This is a genomic window from Lactococcus formosensis, assembly GCF_037892375.1.
GTDB classification, from domain to species: Bacteria; Bacillota; Bacilli; order Lactobacillales; family Streptococcaceae; genus Lactococcus; species Lactococcus formosensis.
In genome coordinates this window covers 1,038,775-1,060,862 of sequence record NZ_CP141721.1, presented here as the reverse complement: position 1 = coordinate 1,060,862, position 22,088 = coordinate 1,038,775, and the positions used below count along the sequence as shown (strand labels likewise).

The following is a 22,088-nucleotide window of genomic DNA, read 5'->3' as shown; positions in this document are numbered from 1 at the left end:
TTGAGGTAATGAACACACTATTTTGCTTCAATACGCCTCAAGACACAAACACAACATATAGTGCCTAAAGACATTTTTTATTATATCACAACACAACATATAGTGCTCGCTTTAAAAATGTAAGCAATGAAAACCTCGAAAAATAAGACAATGCTCATAAAGAAAAAAATGACAATTTACTTGTCATTTTTATACAAAATTTTGTGGTTCACTATCAATAAGAACTCTGACATCCTTGTTTTCACGCTTTTGTGTTAAATCAAGGACCTGATTTAATACTTCTTCCAGTTGCTCCTCAAAGCGATACTTCACCAGGATTTGATAATGATAAAGATTATGTGTCCGCGCGATAGGTTTAGGGGTCGGTCCTAATATTTTGGCTTTCTCTGATAAATTTGCCTTAATTATACTTGCTATCTCATAAGCTTTTTTTGCAACAGCATCTTCATCCTTATGACTAACTAAAATCTGAACCGTAAAATAATAGGGTGGATAAGACAGCTGTTGACGGTAATACATTTCCTGACGATAGAAGGCTTCATAATCTTGATCAGCTACAAGTTTAACCGCATAATGTCCCGGGTTAAATGTCTGGATGATAACTTCACCTTTTTTATCTGCACGTCCTGCACGTCCTGCAACTTGCATCAATAACTGGAAACTGCGCTCACTTGCACGAAAATCTGGAAGATTTAAGCCAGTATCCGCATTGATTACTCCCACTAAAGTTACGTTAGGAAAGTCTAATCCCTTAGCAATCATCTGTGTACCCAAAAGCACATCCGCCTCATGATTACCAAATTTCTTTAAAATTTTCTCATGTGCATTCTTCGTTTTTGTTGTATCTACATCCATACGTAAAATACGGATTCCTGGTAGTAATTTTTCTAATTCTTCTTGTACCTTCTGCGTACCTGAGCCATAATATCGGATTTTTCGGCTTTGGCAGCTTGGACAAACTTGTGGAATCTCCTCTTGATGACCACAATAATGGCAATTTAAAGTTTTCGTATCCATATGAAGGGTTAAAGAAATATCACAGTTTGGACATTCAACAACGAAGCCACAATCCCTGCACATCACAAATGAACTGTAGCCACGACGATTAAGCATCAAAATTACTTGCTCATTTCGCTCAATTTTTTCCCGAATTTTTTGAAGTAAAGCATCTGAAAAATTGGCAGACTTATCGCTAAGATTATTACGCATATCTACAATTTTAACTTCAGGTAGAAGAGCTTGGTCATTCGCACGGTGCGTGAGTGTCAATAAATGATAAACATTTCGCTGAGCACGTGCTCGACTCTCAAGACTAGGTGTCGCTGAACCGAGAACTAAACGTGCATGATGATATTGTGCACGTAATAAGGCAATGTCTCTGGCATGATAACGAGGACTTGAATCTTGTTTATAACTTGTTTCATGTTCCTCGTCAATAATGATAACTCCAATGTTTTCCAAAGGTGCAAAGATAGCTGATCGCGCCCCGACAACAACCTGTGCGCGTCCTTCCTTTATCTTACGCCATTCGTCATATTTTTCGCCATCTGATAGTCCCGAATGCATGATTGCCACTTTCTTCCCAAAGCGTGCAATAAAACGATTAGACATTTGTGGTGTTAGGGAAATCTCGGGAACCAGCATAATTGCAGATTGCCCTTTTTCCAAAAAGTGTTCAATAACCTGTAAATAAATCTCTGTTTTTCCTGAACCTGTAATTCCCTCAAGTAAAAAGGGCTTATCTGCAGAAGAAACAATAGCATCAAATGCAAGCTGCTGCTCATGATTCAGAACTTTCGCTTGATCAGGTACGACTGCTTCAAAAACGGATGAAGTTCTAGAAACCTCTTTTTCAGTCACTTCAACAAGTTCATTTTCTATAAAATACTTGATGACAGTCGAAGAAAATGGCAAGTCTTTTTGACGCACACTTGCTTCTTGGTTTAAAAGATAGTCCTTTAATTCCGCTCTTTTTTTAGCTGCTTTTCCAATCTCAAAAGTGGCCAATTTGGCATTAGCCTTTAGATACTTTTCTATTTTCTTGTTCTCTTTTGACTTTGCAGAGTAGCTAACGACTAATTTCCCTGCCTTAATATCTTTTAAAGCTTGAACTTTTTGACTTTCGTCAAGCACGCTCCACTTGGTTTGAATTCCTTCTTGATTAGTCAAAATCTTATCATAACTTGAATTCAATAAATTAGGCAGCATCGCTTTCAGACAGGATATTTTGTAAGAAAAAACAGTATGTCGCATTTCATCTGCCAAACAGAGCTGTTCCTTTGTCAAGACAGGCTCTAAGTCGAGAAGTTCAGCTATTTCTTTGAGATTCTCTTCTTCGTGGTCTCCTGCTTCAATAACTATTCCCTGAACCAGACGATTTCCTTTACCAAAAGGAACATGGACGCGCATCCCTGGCTCAATCATCTCTTGCAGCTCTGTAGGAATTGCATAGGAGAATGGTTTATCTGTCTGCATCAGAGGAACATCTACAATAATTCGTGCTGTTTTTTTGAACATTTTTCTCCTCTGCTTACTTTTTCTGTGGCTAAATATAGTGATTTAATTATAGCAAAAAGAGATGACCGAATGTCAACTCTGAATTTTGGAAAAAGAAAAACTTCCAAAGTTTAGGTATATAAACCCTTGAAAGTTTGTAGTATATTTTATTCAGCCGCAGCAGCAGCTTTAGCTGCACGGTTTCCTTTTTGTTTTGCTTCTTCTTCAGCTTCTTCTTTCGCAATTTGTTCACGAATAAGTTTTTCGGCCATTTTTTGTTGAAGACGTTCTAATTCACGTTTTTCTTTCAAAGTTTCACGTTTGGCATCTGGAGAAGGGTGGATTGTTACCGTTCCCTCTGCAATTTCTTCCAAAGCTTGTAAAGTACGCTTCACAGATTTGAATTCCATTGTAGGACGTTTACCATCACGTAGTTCATGAGCACGTTTGGCTTCCAAAACAACGAGTGAATATTTTGAATCCACGTTTTGGAGTAATTTGTCAATTGAAGGTTCTAACATCATATCAGTTTCCTCTTTTCTTTTCTGTACGCTACTACATTGGGCTGCGAGTACCAATGGGCTCTCTTTTCAAGCAGCCTGAGCGTCTTTCAGTTAAAAACTAAAGCCACTTGTTTTTAATTTTTTCCGTCTTCGTCTAACTTCTCAATCATATGAGCATAACGTTCCATGACACGATCAACACGGTAATGTTCGGCCTCAATAATCTTGATAACACGTTCTGCAGCGAGTTCAACCTTGTCATTGACTACAGCATAGTCGTATTCACTCATCAAGCGAATCTCTTCTTTAGCTTTCATCATACGGTTATTGATAACCTCTGCACTATCAGTACCGCGCCCGACAAGTCGACCACGTAACTCTTCCAAGTCTGGAGGTGTCAAAAAGACAAATACACCATCTGGTACTTTCTCTTTAACTTGTAAGGCCCCTTGAACTTCAATTTCAAGAAATACATCCTTACCTTCATCCAAGGTTTGATTAACGTAAGTTAAAGGAGTCCCGTAGTAATTGCCAACATATTCAGCATATTCTAACATTTCACCTTTGCGTATCATTTCCTCAAACTCTTCACGTGTACGGAAATAATAATCTTTTCCGTCTACTTCACCAGGGCGTTGTGCACGTGTTGTCATTGATACGGAGTAATCAAAGTTATTTTCATTTTCAAAAATTTTCGCACGGACAGTACCTTTTCCTACTCCAGAAGGACCAGAAAAGACAATTAATAAACCACGTTCGGGCATCTTTTTAACCTCACTTATTGTTTACAATCTATTCTAGCAAAGTTGGGCTTGTATATCTACTTTGCGTAACACAAAGTAACTTTAATTAATCAAATTGTAACATACTTTAGTTTTTTATTCTTCTTTAAATAAAAAAGTACCCTAGAGTACTTTTTTATTTTGCATAGTCAATCGCACGTGTTTCACGAATAACTGTTACTTTAATATTTCCTGGATAATCCATTTCATCTTCAATACGATTTTTCACATCTCGTGCAAGAATTACGATTTGATCATCCGTAAGCTTCTCTGGTTTAACCATGACACGAACTTCGCGTCCTGCCTGTAAGGCAAATGCACTTTCAACACCATCAAAACTTGTTGAGATATTTTCCAAGTCACGGAGTCGTTTAATATAATTTTCGATTGATTCGCGACGTGCTCCAGGACGTGCTGCACTTAAAGCATCAGCTGCAGCAACCAAAGTAGCGATATTACTGTTTGGTTCTGTATCGCCATGGTGACTTGCAATGGTATTAATAACAATTGGATTTTCCTTGTACTTACGTGCAAGTTCTGTACCAATCTCAACGTGGCTACCTTCAACTTCATGATCCAATGCTTTACCGATATCATGTAGGAAGCCAGCACGTTTAGCGAGAGTCACATTTTCACCCATTTCACCAGCAAGGTTTCCGGCAACATTTGCCACCTCAACTGAATGGTCAAGAACATTTTGACCATAAGAAGTACGGAAATGCAAGCGTCCCATGATTTTCATTAAGTCTGGATGGAGGTTATGTGCCCCTACTTCAAAGGCAGCTTGTTCGCCATACTCGCGCATCTTATGATCTAATGCTTTGCGGTTTTTCTCGACAAGCTCCTCAATACGTGCAGGGTGAATACGGCCATCTTGAACCAGTTGCTCCAAGGTCATTCGTGCAATCTCACGTCTAATCGGATCAAAACCAGATAATACAACGGCTTCTGGAGTATCGTCAATAATAACATCAATCCCCGTCAAAGCTTCAAAGGTACGAATATTCCGACCTTCACGTCCGATAATCCGGCCCTTCATACCATCATCTGGTAAAGTAACTACTGATACTGTTTGTTCAGCAACCGAATCACTAGAGACACGTTGGATTGCAAGTGAAACAATGTTTTTCGCACGTTTATCAGCTTCAGCATGAGCTTTCTCTTCGCTTGAACGAATAAGCTGTGCCATTTCTTTTGTTAAACCATCACGGGTTTCACTAAGAATAATTTCTTTCGCTTCTTCTTTTGTTAAAGCAGCAATACGTTCTAATTCTTCTTGTTTCTTTTCTTCAATTTCTAAAAGTTCTTGCTCACGTTTATTGAGTGTATCAGTTTTTTTAGAGAGGGCTTCTTCTTTAGAGTCTAAGCTACGTTCTTTATTTGTAAGTTTATCATCCTTACGGTCTAGAACTTCTTCACGTTGTTTTAGGCGTTGTTCAGTTTCTTTTAACTCCTTACGATCTTGCTTAAATTCATCTTCGATTTCACGGCGTTGCTTTTGTTCTTCTTCGCGAAGATTAAAGCGCGCTTCTTTCTTGAATGCTTCTGCTTCGTCCCTCAGGATTTCCGCTTCTTTTCTTACAAGAGCAGCATCACGCTGTGCATTTGCCGTTATCTCATTTGCCTTGTTTTCTGCCTGCATAAAAAGACTCTCAGCATCTTGCTTGTTTTTCTTAATATTTTGGGCATAAAAAATAAAGGCAATAACCAATACAATCAATAAGACAAGCAGAACGAGTGATATGACGTTCATTTGTCTCCTTTTATTCATACCTGGCCCATCGCGGTTCAATAGGGCAGATAGCTTGATTATAATTCATGTGTGTTTGCAGAGAAACACTCCCTATATTTTACCATTTTTTAGGATATGTTTCAATTAAGTATTTTACCGCTTTCAACTTTTTAACATTTTGATTTTAAAAGCATGATATCCTGCTACATGAGAGACAAAAGATTATTATTAGTAAAACCAGTAAATGACGTCCTTTATAGCATTTTTATAAAATAAAAAAACTGTGCATAATACACAGTTTTGTTGTTTAAAGTAATTCTTTAAGTATTTCGACCTTGTCTAAACGTTCCCATGGAAGATCAATGTCTGTACGGCCAAAGTGACCATAAGCAGCTGTTTGTCCATAAATCGGGCGGAGCAAATCTAACATTTCAATGATTCCCGCTGGACGCAAATCAAAGTTTTCACGGATAGCTGCCAATAAGATATCGTCAGAAACTTTTCCAGTACCAAAGGTTTCAATATTCACAGAAGTTGGTGTAGCTACGCCAATCGCGTAAGATAACTGAACTTGTGCTTTATCAGCCAAGCCTGCAGCAACAATATTTTTTGCAACATAACGTGCGGCATATGAGGCTGAGCGGTCAACTTTTGTAGCATCTTTACCTGAGAAAGCGCCTCCCCCATGAGGTGCATATCCACCATAAGTATCCACAATTATTTTACGACCAGTCAATCCAGAATCTCCTTGAGGACCGCCAATAACAAAGCGCCCTGTTGGATTAATAAAGTATTTTGTCTCATCATCAAGAAGATTTTCTGGAATAACTTCCTTAATCACTTTTTCAATGACATCTCGGCGAATTTCTTCATTAGTAGCTTCAGCTGCGTGTTGTGTTGAAATAACTACTGTATCTACACGCTTAACTTGTCCTGCTTCATCATATTCTACTGTAACTTGTGATTTTGCATCTGGACGAAGGTAGCTAATCGCACCTGATTTACGTAAATCTGCCAATTTTTTCACAAGTTTATGGCTAAGTGAAATCGCGAGTGGCATATATTCTTCCGTTTCGTTGGTTGCATAACCAAACATCATTCCTTGGTTACCAGCACCGATAAGATCAAGCGGATCAATGATTTTTCCATCTTTACCACGAACTTCTTCTGCTTCGTTTACCCCTTGGGCAATATCCGGTGATTGCTCTACAAGTGAAACATGGACACCGACTGATTTGTAGTCAAATCCATTTTCACTGTCTGTATAGCCAATATTTTTAATTGTCTCACGAACCACTCCAGCAATATCAACATATGCTGATGTTGATATTTCCCCAAATACATTGACTGTACCTGTGTAAACTACTGTTTCACAGGCTACGTGTGCATCTGGATCTTGTGCCACAATGGCATCAAGGATAGCATCCGAGATTTGGTCAGCAACCTTATCTGGATGTCCTTCTGAAACTGATTCTGATGTGAATAGACGTTTTTCTGACATTCTTTATTTCCCCTACTTCTTAAGTATTTTTCGGTTACAGGCTTAATGGTAGTGATCGCTCACTTGGAGAGTGTTCTCCCGCCATCGGAAATTGTAACTCCTTTATTTTAGCACAAAAAGGGAATTTTTGATATACTTTGCCTAAATGAAAAATCCTTTAGATAAAAAAATTATTTTAGATGCTAATCCATGGTTAAAAGATGTGAAAATCCTTCAGGAATCCATTTCAACACAATTAGATGCCAAAGCTGATGGTTATGCCAATACTTTATATATGTCTGAAAAACAAACAGGTATTTATGGCCGTTTTGGACGAGAATACTATGCAAGTCCTGAAGGAGGTATCTATATGACCCTCCTCTTAAAGCCTGCTGGATCATTAGAGAATCTGCCGAATTACACACTTCTCGCCGCCGCAGCTGTCGTTTCAGCTATTGAAACACTGACCGCAAAGAAAGTAGATATTAAATGGGTCAATGATATTTATCTTAATAATAAAAAAATCGTCGGAATTCTCGCAGAAGCTCAAGTCCAACCTGACACGAGTTTACAGGTTGCCTTAGGCATCGGTATAAATTTTCATATTTCAACATTTCCTGAAGCAATCGTCCAGAAAGCCGGGTCATTATTTACAGAAATCCCTACAATCACACGCTCTGAGCTTGTTGCTAAAATCTGGTCAGAATTTCATCGTCTCTCTAAGGGAGACTTCTTTGAAATTTATAAATCTCATTCCTTCATTCTCGGTAAAAGAGTGGAATTTGAGGAAAATAGAGTCTTATACACAGGTACCGCAGTAGACTTAACGTCTTCTGGTCAGCTCATTGTTCACCTTGAAGATGGTCAGATAAAAACTCTCTCAAGCGGTGAAGTCTCGCTAAAAAACTGGACGTGATGGACGTCCAGTTTTATTTTTTTCATTTATATTATTAGGAGTTTAGGAAATTCGGAATTATTATTTTTTAAAAATCTGACCAGTCATCTTTTTTCTCATCTTCAACTGGCTCAGCCTCTTTCATCTTACGGCCAGATGAGTGAGATGAAGATTTACTTTGCCAACGGTCCGCATAGCTTGACCAGTTTTCTTCATTTGTTCTGCGATAATTTTGTCTCCCAGCATTACCCCCAGCGCTTGGAATAATCCAGCTGGCGATGAAGTATACAGGTATAAGGCTTCCCCAACTTCCGAAAGCTAAGAGGACATACAAGATCCGTACAAAAGTGATGATATCAGGGCTCCAACCAAAGTATTCACAGATACCTGCAATTGTACCCGTCAACATTCGATTGTTTGGAGATTTGGTTAATTGTTTTTGAGACATTTTCTTTCCTTTCTAGAAGCTGTCCTTCGAATGATTAATGAGGGCTCGGTATGAGCCAACTCGCTACGATATATACAAGTGCAAGTGTTCCAAAACTTCCTAAAGCGAAGAACACATACAAAATACGCATTAGTGTAATTATATCACGACTTAAGCCAAAATACTCGCCTACGCCAGCTATGGTCCCCGTCAACATACGGTTACTTGATGATTTTGTAAGTTGTCTTTTAGACATATGTTTTCCTTTCTAAAAAGTTTGGAATGTTTTTTGCTTAGTCAATATCTTTAAGCCAAATTGTACCTGATTTTGTTTCAAGTTCAAAGGTCAAAGTATCTGGGCCAGTACGAACGACTGCCGCACCATTACGACTTGCCTCAAAAGGATTATCCAAGTTCAGGCGTGTTTTATAACCACCAAAGACTGTACGCACATGTCCAACGAGACCAAGATATTCTGGTACTGAGAGTTTCACATCACCATTGACGTTCTTTACCATTAATTTTCTTGGTGTGTCTTGGTTTTGTGTCAAGAGAATATTTCCATTAACCAAGTTGACATTACCGTCTTCAAAAGCTGAGGTAACTCGGATATTACCATTGACTGAGTTTAGATTTAAAACATTTGTTGAACCATCTAAAACTTTAATTTCTCCATTTTTAATAGTTACGTTAATGTCTTTATTGGTTGTTTCCAGAAGTTCAACTTCTCCATTGACTTGATCGATTTCTAAGTTATCCACTGCTACTTTTTCAACTTTAATATCCCCATGTGCAAACTTAAAATCAAAAGTTTCATACACTTTTTCAGGTAAGTAAAGTTCCAGATTCACAGCTGTACGTAAGCTATCAGATGTTGTAATTTCTAAAACACCATCATTAACTTCGAGTTTTGTTTTTTCAGCTAGATATTCATCGATTTTTTCTTGGTCCACTGCACCGTAAATTCTGTATTCAGCTTTTACATGAGCATTGTCACCTGGGTAAACGGAAATTTTTCCTGCTTTAATATCTAAATTAACGGAATGAAAATCTCCTTCGATATCTTTTTCCACAGTTTTTACTGTCGATTTTACTTTTGGAAAACCTTTAGAGAAGTCGATATTATCATCAATTGCTTTCGAAGCATCTTTGAAGACTACTTTTCCTTTTGAAACGATTTGATCCATGATTCCTTTGAAAGAGTCCATAAAGTCAACATCATGGTTAACAAATCCTTCTGTATCTGTGTAGTTAAATTTTTCTTTATTTTCGCTTTGACCTTCTTCAGCCATAGGATTTGATTTGTCAAGCAACTCTAATGCTTCGTCTTCAGTGATAATCCCCCGACGCATCAAGTCCATAATTCTATCTTTTTTATTCATTTTTGTTCCTCCTGTTATAGAACTGAGATATGTCAATCTCTATACTTAAATTATCCCATACTTTATTGTGGATAATCTCAGTCTTTGGACTGATTTTTTTCTTTAACTTTTTTTAGAAAGGGCAAAATTTCTCACATGTGTATAATTGTGCCCAAACTTATGGCGAGAGAAGTTTTTGTTACTTCATAATTCCTCGCTTTCTTCCATTACTTAACAATATATCTTGTATAAATAATGAAAACTAAGCTGAAAATCTTGACGATTCATTTTACCAGTAAATGATATCTTTGGATTCATCCTCTGCCTCAAAGAAACAATAACTTTTCGACTGCTCAATTCACTTGGTACAGCTTACCTTCCGAAATCTCATATTTAACATCTGCCACTTTTTCGACAAATTCTCTGTCATGTGAAGTCAAAATTATTGTTCCTTGATAAGCTTTGATAAATCTTTCTAAAGCTTTTATTGTTCCTAAATCAATAAAATTCGTCGGTTCGTCTAAAATTAAAAGATTTGAGGGTTGAATAAAAGTTTCCGCCAGAACGACCTTTGTAGCTTGACCACCAGATAATTTATTAACAGATGTTCTCATTTGGCTATGATTAAAGCCCAGTTGTGCTAAGAGGCTACGTATTAAGCCTGTATCATAATCACTTTGCTTTGTTAAATATTGCAATAAAGGCAATTCTGATTGAAGCTCATAATCCCGTTGACCATAACTTACTATTTTGAGTTTTGGAGATAAAATCAAATGTTTATCTCCCTCTATAATTCTTCGTAAAAGACTAGATTTTCCTGAACCATTTGGGCCTGAAAGAGCAATTACTTTCCCTAAAGGAAACTGAAAATTAATTCTGTCTAGTAGGATTTTTTCTCCTCCTTTAATTGTCAAGCCATCTGCCATAATAGGGAATTTGTTATACAAGATTAAACTCTGCGGCAAGGGAAAGTTGAGTTCGCGTTCTTCTTCTATCTTTTCAAAATCACCCAGCTTACTTAACCTTGTATTCATCGCCTTTACTTGCCGATATGCTGCTTTCTGTACACTATCTTTAGATTTTGTCGCCGAATACCGGTCTGGTTTTATCGATCGTTTTAAATTTTTCGCGACATTGTCTGCCTGCTTAGATATTTTAGCTTCTTTATTAGCGATGGCACGCTCTAAGAGTTTCTTTTCTTTTACTAATTTTTCATTATAGCGTGCAATCTCTAAAGCTGCTTTTTCTTTTTCATATTCATAGTCATCGTAGTTTCCGTTATATATGACCACCTTTCCCTCTGTAATTTCCCATATTTTCTGTACTGTGGCATTAAGGAAATAGCGGTTATGAGACACAATGAGCATTGTCCCGTGGTAATATTGGATTTCTCTAATTAATTCATCAATGCTCTCTTGATCCAGATGTGTTGTAGGCTCGTCTAGCAGCATTCCTTGTGGATACTGTGAGAAAACCTGACTGAGCATAAATTTACGCTGCTGCCCACCAGACAAGTCATCATAGTCCTGCATAGGTACCTGCATCCTTGATAACCATTCGTAGTCAAGTTCATCCACAGTTTCCTCTCCAATTTGTTTAAGGTATTTAAATTCAATATACTGCTCAATCGTCCCAGCATCAGCCTTTAACTGACCAGAGATAAGATCAAGTAAAGTGGATTTCCCTTGACCATTAGCACCTATAATACCTATTTTTTCTCCATCATAAACCGACAAATGCTCAATATTTAAGATTTCTTGATCTTTGAAACTCAAATAAACCTTTTTTAGTTCTAGCGATAAATCCATAATTTTCCTCCAAATCTGTCCTGGAGGTCTGTAAATATTTCTTATATTTTTAGACATAAAAAAGCGGCTGCCCGCTTTTCAATGCTTTCTAAAAAAGTGCAAACTCCACCCTTGAAATCCTGATTACAGACCCTAAAAATATACAATTTTAGAGTTTATTCCAGAGTTTCATCGATGCTGTCATTTATTGCACTCCTTTCCCACTTTCTATAAATTTATTTTAACATAAAATTAAATAAAGCCAAAAGGTTTTAATATGTCTCCTTTGCCCATTTCTTGATAATTTCCAAAGTCAGACTAAAGACTAAATCAAAACTGGCTCTTCCGAACCAGCTTTCCTATTTTTGAGGTTGAATATATGTGGATAAACTTGCATCACTTGCTGATATCGTACGATAATCCACAACATTGAGGCCTTTAACATTCATTTCGGAAACAAGGATTGAACCATCTTTATTTACTTTTTCCACAAAAGCAACGTGACCGTACTCAGCAGAAGCTCCAGCTACACCTGGTGGGAAACTTACCGCATAGCCCACTTGTGGAATAGTTGTCGTAAAGTAACCTTGAGCTACAGCACTTGTTCCCCAATCGCCACCATTACCCATGAATTGGCCAATTTTTCCGCCCAATTGGAAGATACGGTTATACACATACTGTGTACAATTTCCCCAAGCATAGCTTGATGCTCCCGGATATTGTTTTCCATCATATTCTGGGAATTTCAAATCAGATGGCATTGCTTCAAGTAGTGGACTCGCAGGTGCATCTAGGTTTCTGTCTTCTTCAGACAAGTTTTCAATGTCATCATACTGTGTTAAGTTGTATTCTTGAATAATTTGGATGAGCTTCGCTGCATATTCAGGATCTGTAGCAAAAATTCCTTGTAATGAACGGGCTGCATCTTCAACATTATCACTGTTTACTTTCCAACTTCCAGCATAAATCTTACTGTTCCAAGTTGTCCCATGTAGCATTAAATTAATATAATCCACAAGCGATTGATCGTAGGAGCTATAGGCACGATAAGTTCCAGACGAAATCGTTACAGACTGTCCATTAAAGGCACCAATAATGTTAAACAAATTATGGTAGATAGCTGCGACATTACTGTGTCCGTAGCCTGACTCTAGAATAGCTTGGGCAATAATTAAAGAAGCATAGAGATTATTTTGCCCCGCAAGCTGTGAAATTCGGGGTGCAATACTCTTGATAAAATCTTCAACAGTTGTGTTGTTAATTTTCGTCAATGGTGGTACTGCAATATTTGTTTTATTAAATTTCAAGTCGCCATCTGTACTTGCCTGTTTATAAGTCGTTACTGCATCCTGTGCTGTATAATTTGATCCAGAATAGACGGGTGCCACATAATTATAGTTAGGCGCAGACGGAGCTGGAGTAGGTGCCGGCGTGCTAGGTTTGGGCGTTGATGGCTTTGGTTTAGAAGGCTTTGGCTTATCGGGTTTTGGTTTAGAGGGGTTCACAGGTTTTCCAGGATCTGTTGGGTCAACTGGGTCTGTCGGATCTACTGGATCCGTTGGGTCAACTGGGTCTGTCGGATCTACTGGGTTCGTTGGGTCAACCGGGTCTGTCGGATCTACTGGATCCGTTGGGTCAACCGGGTCTGTCGGATCTACTGGATCCGTTGGATCTGTGGGGTCTGTGGGGTCCGTTGGATTTGTTGAGTTTTCTGAGTTACTACTACCCAACTGCCCATTATCTCCAGTTTCAGTCTTGTTTTCCTCTGAGTTCTGAGTTAGGCTATCCAAGTTTACCACCGATTTTATATCTGATGAAGCAGTTTTTATACTATCGGCATGAACATTGGCACCAAAAGCAGCGACGCCCAACACTGCCGCTGCACTTAGAGTAACTTTTGGTAGAGCTTTGCGCTCCTTTACCTTCATATGTTTATACTTTTTTTCAGCCATTGTTAATTTTATCTCCTCAAGTCAATTAAAAAATTTTTTTTATAATCTTTTTTTAATAAATCGATTGTCACTTTATTCTAACAAAAATTATTATTTAGCTCAACCAATATGAGCGATTTTTTTACAATTATTTCATTTAATTTACATCTGCCACTTTTCAAGGCTAATCTGCTATACTAGCATCAAGGACAAGATCATGGAAAAATATATTATTACAAGTGATAACGTAAAAATTTACTATAAAATTGAGGGTGAGGGACCTGCACTTTTACTCCTCCACGGTAACTCACAAAATAGTAATATCTTTAAGCGACTTATTAAAAGGCTAAAAGGATATTACACTTGCATTTCAATTGACACACGTGGGCATGGAAAAAGTCTTTTTTACGGAAAAAAGCTTAGTTTTAATCGCTTAATGCAAGATGTACTTGAAGTGGTACAAGCCGAAGAGTTGAAGTCCATCAATCTACTCGGGTTCAGCGATGGTGCAAATATTGCAATGCTCCTAGCCAGTAAGTACCCCACACGCATAAATCGTTTAATCCTCAACGCTGGGAATTCTACCTATGCGGGACTTTATGCTTTGGTACGCTTTACAGTAAAATTTCTCAATATCTGTGCACATATGCTGCGCAGACCTTCACCTGCTTTGCAACTTCTTTTAGAAGATTCACTCCAAAGTATGAACGAATTAGAAAAAATTACTGCGCCCACACTTGTCATAAATGGTCAATTTGACGTAGTTAAAACTTCTCATGCGCATGATATTGCAAGGCACATTCCTAATAGCCAGTTTTTTATCATTCCTTGGGGGAGTCATCTGAGTTTCTATTTTCGTCCCACAAATTTTAGCCGTATCGTCCGTCATTTTCTAGAGGATACCTAGAAATCTCCCGTTAATAAGTCTCTAAATAAAAAAACCACCACTTGAGGTGGTTTTTTATTTTAAAGTCTTTGACCATTAGAGGCAATAACTTCTTTATACCAGTCAAATGATTTTTTCTTTATACGTTGACCTGTACCTTGGATTTTATCATCCAAATCCACATAAATGAAGCCATAACGTTTACTCATTTCCCCAGTTGAGGCAGAGACAAGGTCAATACATCCCCAAGGTGTATAGCCCATTACATCAACACCATCATTGACAGCTTCTTCCATAGCAATAATGTGTCTACGCAAATAGTCAATGCGATAATCATCTTGAATACTGCCATCAGCTGCGACTTTATCAATAGCGCCTAAGCCATTTTCTACTATAAAGAGGGGGACCTGATAACGTCCGTAAAGATCATTTAAGGCATAGCGTAAACCATCAGGATCAACGGCCCAGCCCCATTCACTTTCTTTAAGAAACGGATTTTTTACACCTCCAAGTACCATATTTCCACTTGCTTCAACCCCTTCTTGGGTCTTAGATTCTACAGTTGACATATAATAGCTAAAACCGATGTAATCGACTGTTCCTCTTTTCAGGGCTTCCAAATCTTCTTTCGTTATCTTGAGGTCTTCTTCTTTGATTCCATATTTCTTATGAAGTCGGTGTGTAAAGACAGGATACTCCCCACGTACTTGGACATCATTACAGAAGTAATTGAATTCTTGAATACTTTGTTGAGCAGCTATCTGATTCACAGGATTAGCATCAAAAGCATAAGTTGTCGAATAAATACTCATACATCCAATCTGCAAATTTTTGTTCAAGCCATGTCCGAATTCTACAGTTAATGCACTTGCAACAAATTGATTATGCCAAGCTTGGAAAACATTCTTTTTATCATTACCTCCGTTTGAAGGTACTAAACCTTGACCCAGAGCCGCAAAGAAAGTTGCCGAGTTAATTTCATTGAAAGTCATCCAGTATTTCACTTTGTCTTGATAACGTTCCAATAAAACTTTTGCATAACGGACATAAAAATCAATCAATTCACGATTTTTCCATCCGCCATATTCTTTGGCAAGGTTTAGAGGCATTTCATAGTGAGAGATTGTGACTACAGGTTCGATACCGTATTTCAAGCATTCATCAATCAATTGGTCGTAAAAGTTTAAACCTGCTTCATTTGGCTCACTTTCGTTTCCCTTCGGAAAGATGCGGGACCAAGCTACAGAAAAGCGATAAGCTTTAAAACCCATCTCGGCGAACAAGGCGATATCTTCTTTAAAATGATGGTAATGATCAATCCCTTTGTGGTTAGGATAAACATATTTGTCTTCATCAATGGTCCAGTCAAAGTCTGGTGAATTGAGAATTCCTAAGCGTTCTTTTCCACCTGGCATCGCATCTGCGACCGAAAGTCCTTTTCCATCCACATCAAAGGCACCTTCCAATTGATTAGCAGCTGTGGCACCGCCCCATAAAAAGTCTTTTTTAAATGTCATTTTATTTTTCTCCTAAAATCGTTTCACCATTTGAGGCAATTACTTCTTTGTACCAGTCAAAGGATTTTTTCTTTGAACGTTTTAATGTTCCTTTACCGTCATTGTCCATATCTACATAGATAAAACCATAACGTTTCCGCATTTCCCCAGTTCCTGCTGAAACCAAATCAATACAGCCCCAAGGTGTATAACCCAGGAGATCCACACCTTTATCAATTGCACGGCTCATCGCCTTGATATGTTTTTGGAAATAATCGATACGATAATCATCATTGATTGTACCATCTGCTTCGACTTTATCTTCCATACCTAAACCATTTTCCACAACAAAGAGCGGGACTTCATAGCGGTCATACAAATCCATTAAGGTATATTCTAACCCTGTCGCATCAATCTGCCAGCCATATTCACTGGCTTCCAAGTAAGGATTTGCTGCACCTCCCATCAAGTTTCCCATCGAAGGCTCTGCCCCTTCTTGAGTCGTTACGCAAAGTGTCATATAGTAACTGAAAGTGTACATATCAACTCTTCCTTCTTGGAGCAGCGCATCATCACCTTCTTCTTTTTGGATTTCAATTTTTTTATTTTGAAAGTATTTTTCGATAAGCGCTGGATATTTCCCTTTAACTTGGACATCACCGACAAACTTATTCACAAGCAGATCGTATTCTTTGGTTTGCAAGATATCTTCTGGGTTTGGTGTAAGAGGGTACATAGTCAAATGAGCAATCATACAGCCAATCTTAAACTCTGGATTAATCTTATGGCCCTCAATGACCGCCTTTGCACTGGCAATAAAAGTATGGTGTAAAGCTTGAAATCTTTTATGCTCATCTTCTGGAATCGCATTGAGCGCAAAATCACCATGTGGATGAAGGCCTAAAACCGTAAGCTCACCGTGTGGCATTGTACCAAAATTAAGTTCGTTAAAAGTGATCCAGTATCTGACTTTATCTTTGTAGCGTTCAAAACATACTTTGGCATAATTCACATAGAAATCAATGGTTTTCCGGCTTAAAAAGCCGTCATATTTTTCCATCAAGCCCAGTGGAATTTCAAAATGGCTGAGTGTAACCAATGGTTCAATGCCATATTTCAAACATTCATCAAACACACGATCATAAAAGAGTAGTCCCTCTTCATTAGGTTGAGTTTCATCCCCCTGAGGAAAAATTCGTGACCAGTTAATACTCAATCTAAATGTTTTAAATCCCATTTCCGCAAATAGAGCAATATCTTCTTTGTAATTATGATAGAAATCAATCGCGCGATGTGAAGGGTAATAGGTTTCCTCGTCAAGCACTGGTGTAAAATAACGTTCCTTGTTTTTTCCACCTACTGTTTTCATATCAGCCACAGAAAGTCCTTTGCCGCCAACATTATAAGCACCTTCTGCTTGGTTGGCTGCGATAGCTCCACCCCATAAAAAGTCGTTTTTAAAGCTCATCTATTTCTCCTTTTTTATACCGGCTGAACGACCAAATCATCAGCTGTTTTTACAAGACCTGTTAATAACTCTTCTGCTTTATGAATAGCTGTCTTGTCAGTTACCATAATATCCGCAAAATCACTGCTATTGGTTACAATAATCGGTACTTGCGTACTGAAACCTGCAGCTTCAATAGCTTCCATATCAAACTTCAATAATAATTCGCCTTTTTGAATTTTTTGTCCCTGTGAAACAAAGGATTCAAAATATTTCCCTTCCAGCTGCACAGTATCAATCCCGACATGGATAAGGAGTTCTGTTCCTTGCTCTGAAATTAAACCAATAGCGTGTTTTGTAGGGAAAACAGTCATCACTTGTCCATCAAATGGGGCATAGACTTCACCAATTGTTGGTTCAATTACTGCTCCTTTGCCCATCACACCAGCAGCAAAAGCTGCATCATTGGCTTCAGATAAGGCAAGGACTTTACCTTCTAAAGGAGTCGTAATATGTTCTTCACCTACTGCTTGTGATACACGAGTTAGATTATTTGTTGCTTCTTTTGGTTGTTCTTCCTCTGAGTTTTCATCTTCAAAGCCAAGAATCCAAGTCAAGACAAAGCCTGCGATTACAGCAATGATTGCTAAAATAATCATCTTAACTGCTCCCGAAATATCACCATCTAAACTGATATTTGTTGTGAAACTAAAGACACCTAAGCCGCCCATTGTGTATCCTTTAATGCCCATTCCCATAGCAAAGGCACCAATAATCCCACTTACCACACATGAAGCCCAGAAAGGACGTTTCTTTGGAAGTGTTATACCGTAGATTGCTGGCTCTGTTACGCCAAACCATCCTGAAATGAAAGCAGGGATTGCTAACTCACGTAATCGTTTATCTTTTGTTTTCAACATTACTGCTCCCACTGCACCAGTCTGAGCAAATGAAGCACCTGATGCTGCTATAAGTAATGCAGTTGGTTCACCTTGTGCTAAAGAAATGATGGCAAAAGGCACAATCGCCCAATGCAAGCCAAACATAACCAAAATTTGCCACGTAAAGCCTAATACAAGTCCAAAGATAATTGGACTGAAACCTTGTAAGGCGAGAAGTCCTTTCCCTAAAGCATCAGAAGCAATGTTCATGACTGGTCCAATAATGAGGAAACCTAAAGGAATTGCAATCAAAGCAGTAAAGAATGGCGCTAAGAAAAGTTTCACCACATCAGGGATAATTTTCTTGAGCTGTTGTTCAAGAAAAGCCGCAAAAGCTGTGATAGCGATAATCGGCATAACTGATGAACCGTAACCTGCAGCCGGAACGGAAAACGGAATTCCAAAGAAGTCCAGTCCCCCACTCTCAGCGAATGTTTTTGTGACTGAACCATCCACAAATCCAGGATAAACCAAGGCTGCGGCAATCATCATCCCGACAAAGGGCGAGCCGTTAAATTTTTTCATCGCTGTATAGCCGATAAAGATAGGTAAAAACAAGAATAGACCATCGCCCATCGAGTTAAGCACGGCATAGGTTGAAGAAGCTTGGAAGCTTGCACCTAGTGCAAAGGATAAAATCGCGTTCAACCCTTTAATCATACCTGCTGCCGCTAAGGGAGCTAAAATAGGCTGGAAAATTCCCGAAATCATTTCGACAAACTTATCGAAAATATTTCCTTTGGCTTTCGTCTGAGAAGAATCACTCTCTAGCTTGCCGATAACACTATCCACATCAGCGCGGACATCAGGAACATGGTTCCCAATGACGACTTGATACTGTCCACCAGCTTGCATGACAGTGACAACACCATTCATCTTCTTCAGTACTTCTGTATTCGCGAGACTTTCGTCTTTTAACTTAAAACGTAGACGCGTAATACAATTTGTCAATGAGAGGATATTTTCTTTCCCTCCCACATTTGCTACAATGTCTTTTGCAAGAGCTTCATATTTGCCCATCACAAACCTCCAAATAATATATTTTTTAGAGGTCTCGCCAACTTAATGTCACGATCCATTTGTTACCAAAGTTTAGTTTTCCTGGATTTTCTCCAAGATACGTGCCAAATGCACGGTCATATAAATCTGTTCGCTTTCAGAGACTTCATAATCCCTTGTTTGCTTTAAAAACTCGCTCACTTTACGTGTGCCAAGATAAGCTACGGGATACTTGCGCATAATAAGAGCAAACAGTTCTTTATCTGTTTCTTCCACTCTAGCACTGCCAGATAAGATTCGCTCCGTAAAAAATTTTAAATGTGTTACGAAGCGTTGGAAGTAAATATCTTGCTCATCAAAGGTTATTTTCAAAGTGTACTTTAGCGTGGTTAAAATCTCTTCCATAAGTTTGGTCAGCTGCATCGCATACTCATGTCCAGCACCAAGTGTTCCATTGACAATATGCATGGTCAGGAAACCTGCTTCATCTTCTGGCAGCTCTACACCAAATTGTTCTTTGACCTTTCCCAATGCTTTCAGACAGATTTTGAACTCTTCTGGAAAGAAACGTTTAATATCCCAGAGCAGGAAATTCTTCACCGAGATGTTTTCTTCAGTCCGCAGAAGCGCTGCATGAAGATGGTCTGCAAAAGCAACAAGCGTCGTATCTGAAACTTCCTTATCAAATTTAACTTTGACCTCGGATAAAGTCACCATCGAAAGCTCAATGATAGTACTCGGAATTTCGTTTAAAATCTCTGAAAAACTTTGTATATCTGAGCTAGCTTTTAGACCAAAAATTTTTTCAATTTTATCAACCTCAACTGCTTGACCTATTTTTTTCTTGAAACCAATACCAAGACCCATAAGGATAATTTCTTCATTTCTGCTATTGATTGCTATGACCACATTATTATTTAGGATTTTTCTGATTTCCACAATTCACCCCTTATTTCACAAAAATAGACCCTATCGCCCCTATGACAAAAATAGAGTACGATAAGGTCTAGCTTAACTTAATAATCACTATCCGTTTTTATGAAACCGCTTTTATACAAGTATACTGCATTAATGAATTCTTGTCAAGGAAAAATTATGTTCTATAAAAAAACTGCCAGAAATGGCAGTTTTTTTATTTTTTTTGTTGAATCAAAGTTTTCAGCGTATCTGTCAAAATCCCTTCAAACTTTTCAGTGTCTTTTGTAATATCAATTCCTTTTTCTAATGAAGCAGCTGCACTCCAGCCAATCGCTTCAGTGATTGCTGCAGCGATTGAAGCATTAACCACGCTACCTACACCTGGAATCAAAGTAGCCAATGATCTTCCGATGTACGGAATCAATGTCACCCTTATAAAGTTTACGACAAATTTATCACTAAACTTCACGTCATAAATTTTATAAATATTTTTCAGCATTTTTAACTGAATCGGTACTAAAATTAAAGCATCAGCAATAGGTATCGGTAGAGCGCCTACGCCTGCAGCAGTAATCGAGGCTCCATGAATCGTTCTGTGAACCTTAGAAGCTTTATCACTGCTTATGGTTTTTTTCACAGGTTGAGGTATTGGTCCGTTTACCTCATTTGAAAGCTCCCCGCTCTTCCATTTTTTCCCCAACTTCAAAGCTTTTTCTCTTGCTGAACCTTTTAATTCTCTTGCCATCTCTCGTCCTCTTCATCAATTTCTTTCTGTATACGTTCAATTTGGTTAAGGTAATTTAAACCTGAATTCTTAAACTCATCTCTGATATGCTTGGTTTCAAGTATTTTATCTTTAACATCACTTGCCACATTACTTACAATATCAACTCCTATAGCTACCCCAGCATCAATAAAAGGCGCTGTTAAGGCTTTATTGAATTTGACGCTTCCTTTAGGTACTTTATTTGTGCTGGATGATTTTTTTGTAATTTTCTTCAATCCTTTTTTAACATTGCCAAAATTAATGTCTCCTATTGTACCTGAAAGACCTTTCTTAACGCTTGACTTTAACTGGTTTACTTCAGCATGATGTTCATCTATATTATTAGATTCAAATGTTTGAGGACTATAAAATTTTTCTTCGAGAAGAGCAAGCTCTTCTGAATCATTTTGAAGTCCTAAATATTTGTTAGCCTTCTTCAAAGCTGAAAAGAAACTCATCGTATCTATATTTTTCGTTTCAGCTGAAAAGTATTTGAGGGCTTGTTTTTTATCTTCCTTCCAATTTTTCAAACGCATATTTTTATTTACATTATAAACTATTCCTGCCATGTTTTCTTCCATAAAATCAATCATATATTGAATTGAGAAAGGATTATCTATAGCTTCCCCCTCTAAAATTATGTCAATTGCTCTTATCAAGATCGGCTCAAAACCTGTTTGCTTTTGAAATTTTTGTCTTAAATTATAAATAGAATGTTCATCCTGAACTTTGGTCAATATGGGAAATACTTGTACTCCAGTTTTAGCAATACGCTTCATGAAATCAATCTCAACATCTTCAATTCTATCTCCCATTGCATTAATACAATAAAAAATACAGTGAATATATTCGTTGCTATTTCGTGTTTTTTGATGATATTCGATTTTCTTTTCGATTGCAGTAGCAATTTTATCAATAGAACTTTTATTTAAAACAGAATGTACGCCTAACTTCTGATTTTCCAATTCTAATCCAAGAGTATCATAAAGAGCAAATATAGAATCCTCACTTGTATAAGGCAAAGCTGTAGACAATAGCATTGACAGGTCTTGCGTACCTCGACTACCTTGCCCTATCGTACTTTTCTCTTCTCCAAGCAGAGCGTTAATTAATGTTGATTTTCCAACTCCTGTTTTACCAACCACAATACAATTGAGCTTTTCCACAAGAGTTTCTGTTTCGTCTCTTTCAATTATTCGCTGTTTTAATATATCACTAACCTCAATCATTTCAAAGCTCCT

The 22,088-nt window shown here is 37.9% G+C and carries 18 protein-coding genes; 2 read left to right on the top strand and 16 right to left on the bottom strand.

All coding sequences use genetic code 11. The features are described 5' to 3' along the window. Positions 1-189: 189 nt before the first annotated feature. The 5 genes from VNN39_RS05160 to metK form a co-directional block, all read right to left on the bottom strand. A complete protein-coding gene (locus VNN39_RS05160) occupies positions 190-2,517 on the bottom strand; it encodes a primosomal protein N' (protein ID WP_338996884.1) in 2,328 nt (775 codons plus the stop codon). Between the two features lie 146 nt (positions 2,518-2,663). Then, on the bottom strand, positions 2,664-3,020 hold the full coding sequence (gene rpoZ, locus VNN39_RS05155; protein WP_338996882.1) for a DNA-directed RNA polymerase subunit omega: 357 nt from the start codon (positions 3,018-3,020) through the stop codon (positions 2,664-2,666). A gap of 113 nt (positions 3,021-3,133) precedes the next feature. Beyond that, the gene (gene gmk, locus VNN39_RS05150) at positions 3,134-3,763 is read right to left on the bottom strand and encodes a guanylate kinase (protein WP_017369120.1); all 630 of its coding nucleotides are present in this window, start codon (positions 3,761-3,763) and stop codon (positions 3,134-3,136) included. A gap of 154 nt (positions 3,764-3,917) precedes the next feature. Further along, complete coding sequence (rny, locus tag VNN39_RS05145) at positions 3,918-5,534, bottom strand: ribonuclease Y (protein ID WP_003133434.1); 1,617 nt, start codon at positions 5,532-5,534, stop codon at positions 3,918-3,920. Between the two features lie 286 nt (positions 5,535-5,820). Next, positions 5,821-7,014 carry a methionine adenosyltransferase gene (gene metK / locus VNN39_RS05140; RefSeq protein WP_339006939.1) on the bottom strand — a complete coding sequence of 398 codons (1,194 nt, stop codon included), beginning with the start codon at positions 7,012-7,014 and terminating at the stop codon, positions 5,821-5,823. A gap of 145 nt (positions 7,015-7,159) precedes the next feature. Between metK and VNN39_RS05135 the strand changes: the two genes are divergently transcribed. Continuing rightward, positions 7,160-7,909 (top strand): biotin--[acetyl-CoA-carboxylase] ligase, encoded by a 750-nt coding sequence (locus VNN39_RS05135; protein ID WP_339006937.1) that lies wholly within the window; start codon positions 7,160-7,162, stop codon positions 7,907-7,909. Positions 7,910-7,976: 67 nt separating this feature from the next. Here VNN39_RS05135 and VNN39_RS05130 read toward each other — a convergent pair whose 3' ends face one another. The 5 genes from VNN39_RS05130 to VNN39_RS05110 all read right to left on the bottom strand — a co-directional run bounded on the left by VNN39_RS05130 (position 7,977) and on the right by VNN39_RS05110 (position 13,415). After that, on the bottom strand, positions 7,977-8,336 hold the full coding sequence (locus VNN39_RS05130) for a PspC domain-containing protein (RefSeq protein ID WP_017369123.1): 360 nt from the start codon (positions 8,334-8,336) through the stop codon (positions 7,977-7,979). 34 nt (positions 8,337-8,370) lie between these two features. Beyond that, on the bottom strand, positions 8,371-8,571 hold the full coding sequence (locus tag VNN39_RS05125; protein ID WP_017369124.1) for a PspC domain-containing protein: 201 nt from the start codon (positions 8,569-8,571) through the stop codon (positions 8,371-8,373). A 37-nt stretch (positions 8,572-8,608) separates the two neighbouring features. Continuing rightward, on the bottom strand, positions 8,609-9,697 hold the full coding sequence (locus VNN39_RS05120; RefSeq protein WP_338996877.1) for a DUF4097 domain-containing protein: 1,089 nt from the start codon (positions 9,695-9,697) through the stop codon (positions 8,609-8,611). Between the two features lie 332 nt (positions 9,698-10,029). Then, positions 10,030-11,484, bottom strand: coding sequence for a ribosomal protection-like ABC-F family protein (gene abc-f, locus VNN39_RS05115; protein WP_213496855.1), 1,455 nt, complete (start codon positions 11,482-11,484; stop codon positions 10,030-10,032). 338 nt (positions 11,485-11,822) lie between these two features. Continuing rightward, positions 11,823-13,415 (bottom strand): glucosaminidase domain-containing protein, encoded by a 1,593-nt coding sequence (locus VNN39_RS05110; protein WP_308003670.1) that lies wholly within the window; start codon positions 13,413-13,415, stop codon positions 11,823-11,825. Positions 13,416-13,611: 196 nt separating this feature from the next. Here VNN39_RS05110 and VNN39_RS05105 point away from each other — a divergent pair, with 196 nt between their 5' ends. Continuing rightward, a complete protein-coding gene (locus VNN39_RS05105) occupies positions 13,612-14,301 on the top strand; it encodes an alpha/beta fold hydrolase (protein WP_213496851.1) in 690 nt (229 codons plus the stop codon). Positions 14,302-14,360: 59 nt separating this feature from the next. Here the strand turns inward: VNN39_RS05105 and VNN39_RS05100 are convergent, their stop codons facing one another. From VNN39_RS05100 to VNN39_RS05075, 6 genes are all read right to left on the bottom strand, one after another. Then, a complete protein-coding gene (locus VNN39_RS05100) occupies positions 14,361-15,797 on the bottom strand; it encodes a glycoside hydrolase family 1 protein (protein WP_338996874.1) in 1,437 nt (478 codons plus the stop codon). Between the two features lies 1 nt (position 15,798). Then, positions 15,799-17,244, bottom strand: coding sequence for a glycoside hydrolase family 1 protein (locus tag VNN39_RS05095; RefSeq protein ID WP_338996872.1), 1,446 nt, complete (start codon positions 17,242-17,244; stop codon positions 15,799-15,801). A gap of 14 nt (positions 17,245-17,258) precedes the next feature. Continuing rightward, positions 17,259-19,184 carry a beta-glucoside-specific PTS transporter subunit IIABC gene (locus VNN39_RS05090; protein ID WP_338996871.1) on the bottom strand — a complete coding sequence of 642 codons (1,926 nt, stop codon included), beginning with the start codon at positions 19,182-19,184 and terminating at the stop codon, positions 17,259-17,261. A 72-nt stretch (positions 19,185-19,256) separates the two neighbouring features. After that, the gene (gene licT / locus VNN39_RS05085; RefSeq protein WP_213496843.1) at positions 19,257-20,102 is read right to left on the bottom strand and encodes a BglG family transcription antiterminator LicT; all 846 of its coding nucleotides are present in this window, start codon (positions 20,100-20,102) and stop codon (positions 19,257-19,259) included. Positions 20,103-20,295: 193 nt separating this feature from the next. After that, entirely contained in the window at positions 20,296-20,826 is a 531-nt protein-coding gene (locus VNN39_RS05080; RefSeq protein ID WP_213432706.1) for a YcjF family protein, read from the bottom strand. Further along, positions 20,811-22,076, bottom strand: coding sequence for a GTPase (locus tag VNN39_RS05075; RefSeq protein ID WP_213432707.1), 1,266 nt, complete (start codon positions 22,074-22,076; stop codon positions 20,811-20,813). The genes VNN39_RS05080 and VNN39_RS05075 overlap by 16 nt, the downstream gene beginning before the upstream one ends. Between the last annotated feature and the right edge of the window lie 12 nt (positions 22,077-22,088).

Excerpts from the sequence above, each read along its gene's own strand:
- VNN39_RS05160 (WP_338996884.1), bottom strand. The coding sequence starts at position 2,517 with ATGTTCAAAAAAACAGCACGAATTATTGTAGATGTTCCTCTGATGCAG.
- rpoZ (WP_338996882.1), bottom strand. The coding sequence starts at position 3,020 with ATGATGTTAGAACCTTCAATTGACAAATTACTCCAAAACGTGGATTCA.
- gmk (WP_017369120.1), bottom strand. The coding sequence starts at position 3,763 with ATGCCCGAACGTGGTTTATTAATTGTCTTTTCTGGTCCTTCTGGAGTA.
- rny (WP_003133434.1), bottom strand. The coding sequence starts at position 5,534 with ATGAACGTCATATCACTCGTTCTGCTTGTCTTATTGATTGTATTGGTT.
- metK (WP_339006939.1), bottom strand. The coding sequence starts at position 7,014 with ATGTCAGAAAAACGTCTATTCACATCAGAATCAGTTTCAGAAGGACAT.
- VNN39_RS05135 (WP_339006937.1), top strand. The coding sequence starts at position 7,160 with ATGAAAAATCCTTTAGATAAAAAAATTATTTTAGATGCTAATCCATGG.
- VNN39_RS05130 (WP_017369123.1), bottom strand. The coding sequence starts at position 8,336 with ATGTCTCAAAAACAATTAACCAAATCTCCAAACAATCGAATGTTGACG.
- VNN39_RS05125 (WP_017369124.1), bottom strand. The coding sequence starts at position 8,571 with ATGTCTAAAAGACAACTTACAAAATCATCAAGTAACCGTATGTTGACG.
- VNN39_RS05120 (WP_338996877.1), bottom strand. The coding sequence starts at position 9,697 with ATGAATAAAAAAGATAGAATTATGGACTTGATGCGTCGGGGGATTATC.
- abc-f (WP_213496855.1), bottom strand. The coding sequence starts at position 11,484 with ATGGATTTATCGCTAGAACTAAAAAAGGTTTATTTGAGTTTCAAAGAT.
- VNN39_RS05110 (WP_308003670.1), bottom strand. The coding sequence starts at position 13,415 with ATGGCTGAAAAAAAGTATAAACATATGAAGGTAAAGGAGCGCAAAGCT.
- VNN39_RS05105 (WP_213496851.1), top strand. The coding sequence starts at position 13,612 with ATGGAAAAATATATTATTACAAGTGATAACGTAAAAATTTACTATAAA.
- VNN39_RS05100 (WP_338996874.1), bottom strand. The coding sequence starts at position 15,797 with ATGACATTTAAAAAAGACTTTTTATGGGGCGGTGCCACAGCTGCTAAT.
- VNN39_RS05095 (WP_338996872.1), bottom strand. The coding sequence starts at position 17,244 with ATGAGCTTTAAAAACGACTTTTTATGGGGTGGAGCTATCGCAGCCAAC.
- VNN39_RS05090 (WP_338996871.1), bottom strand. The coding sequence starts at position 19,184 with ATGGGCAAATATGAAGCTCTTGCAAAAGACATTGTAGCAAATGTGGGA.
- VNN39_RS05080 (WP_213432706.1), bottom strand. The coding sequence starts at position 20,826 with ATGGCAAGAGAATTAAAAGGTTCAGCAAGAGAAAAAGCTTTGAAGTTG.
- VNN39_RS05075 (WP_213432707.1), bottom strand. The coding sequence starts at position 22,076 with ATGATTGAGGTTAGTGATATATTAAAACAGCGAATAATTGAAAGAGAC.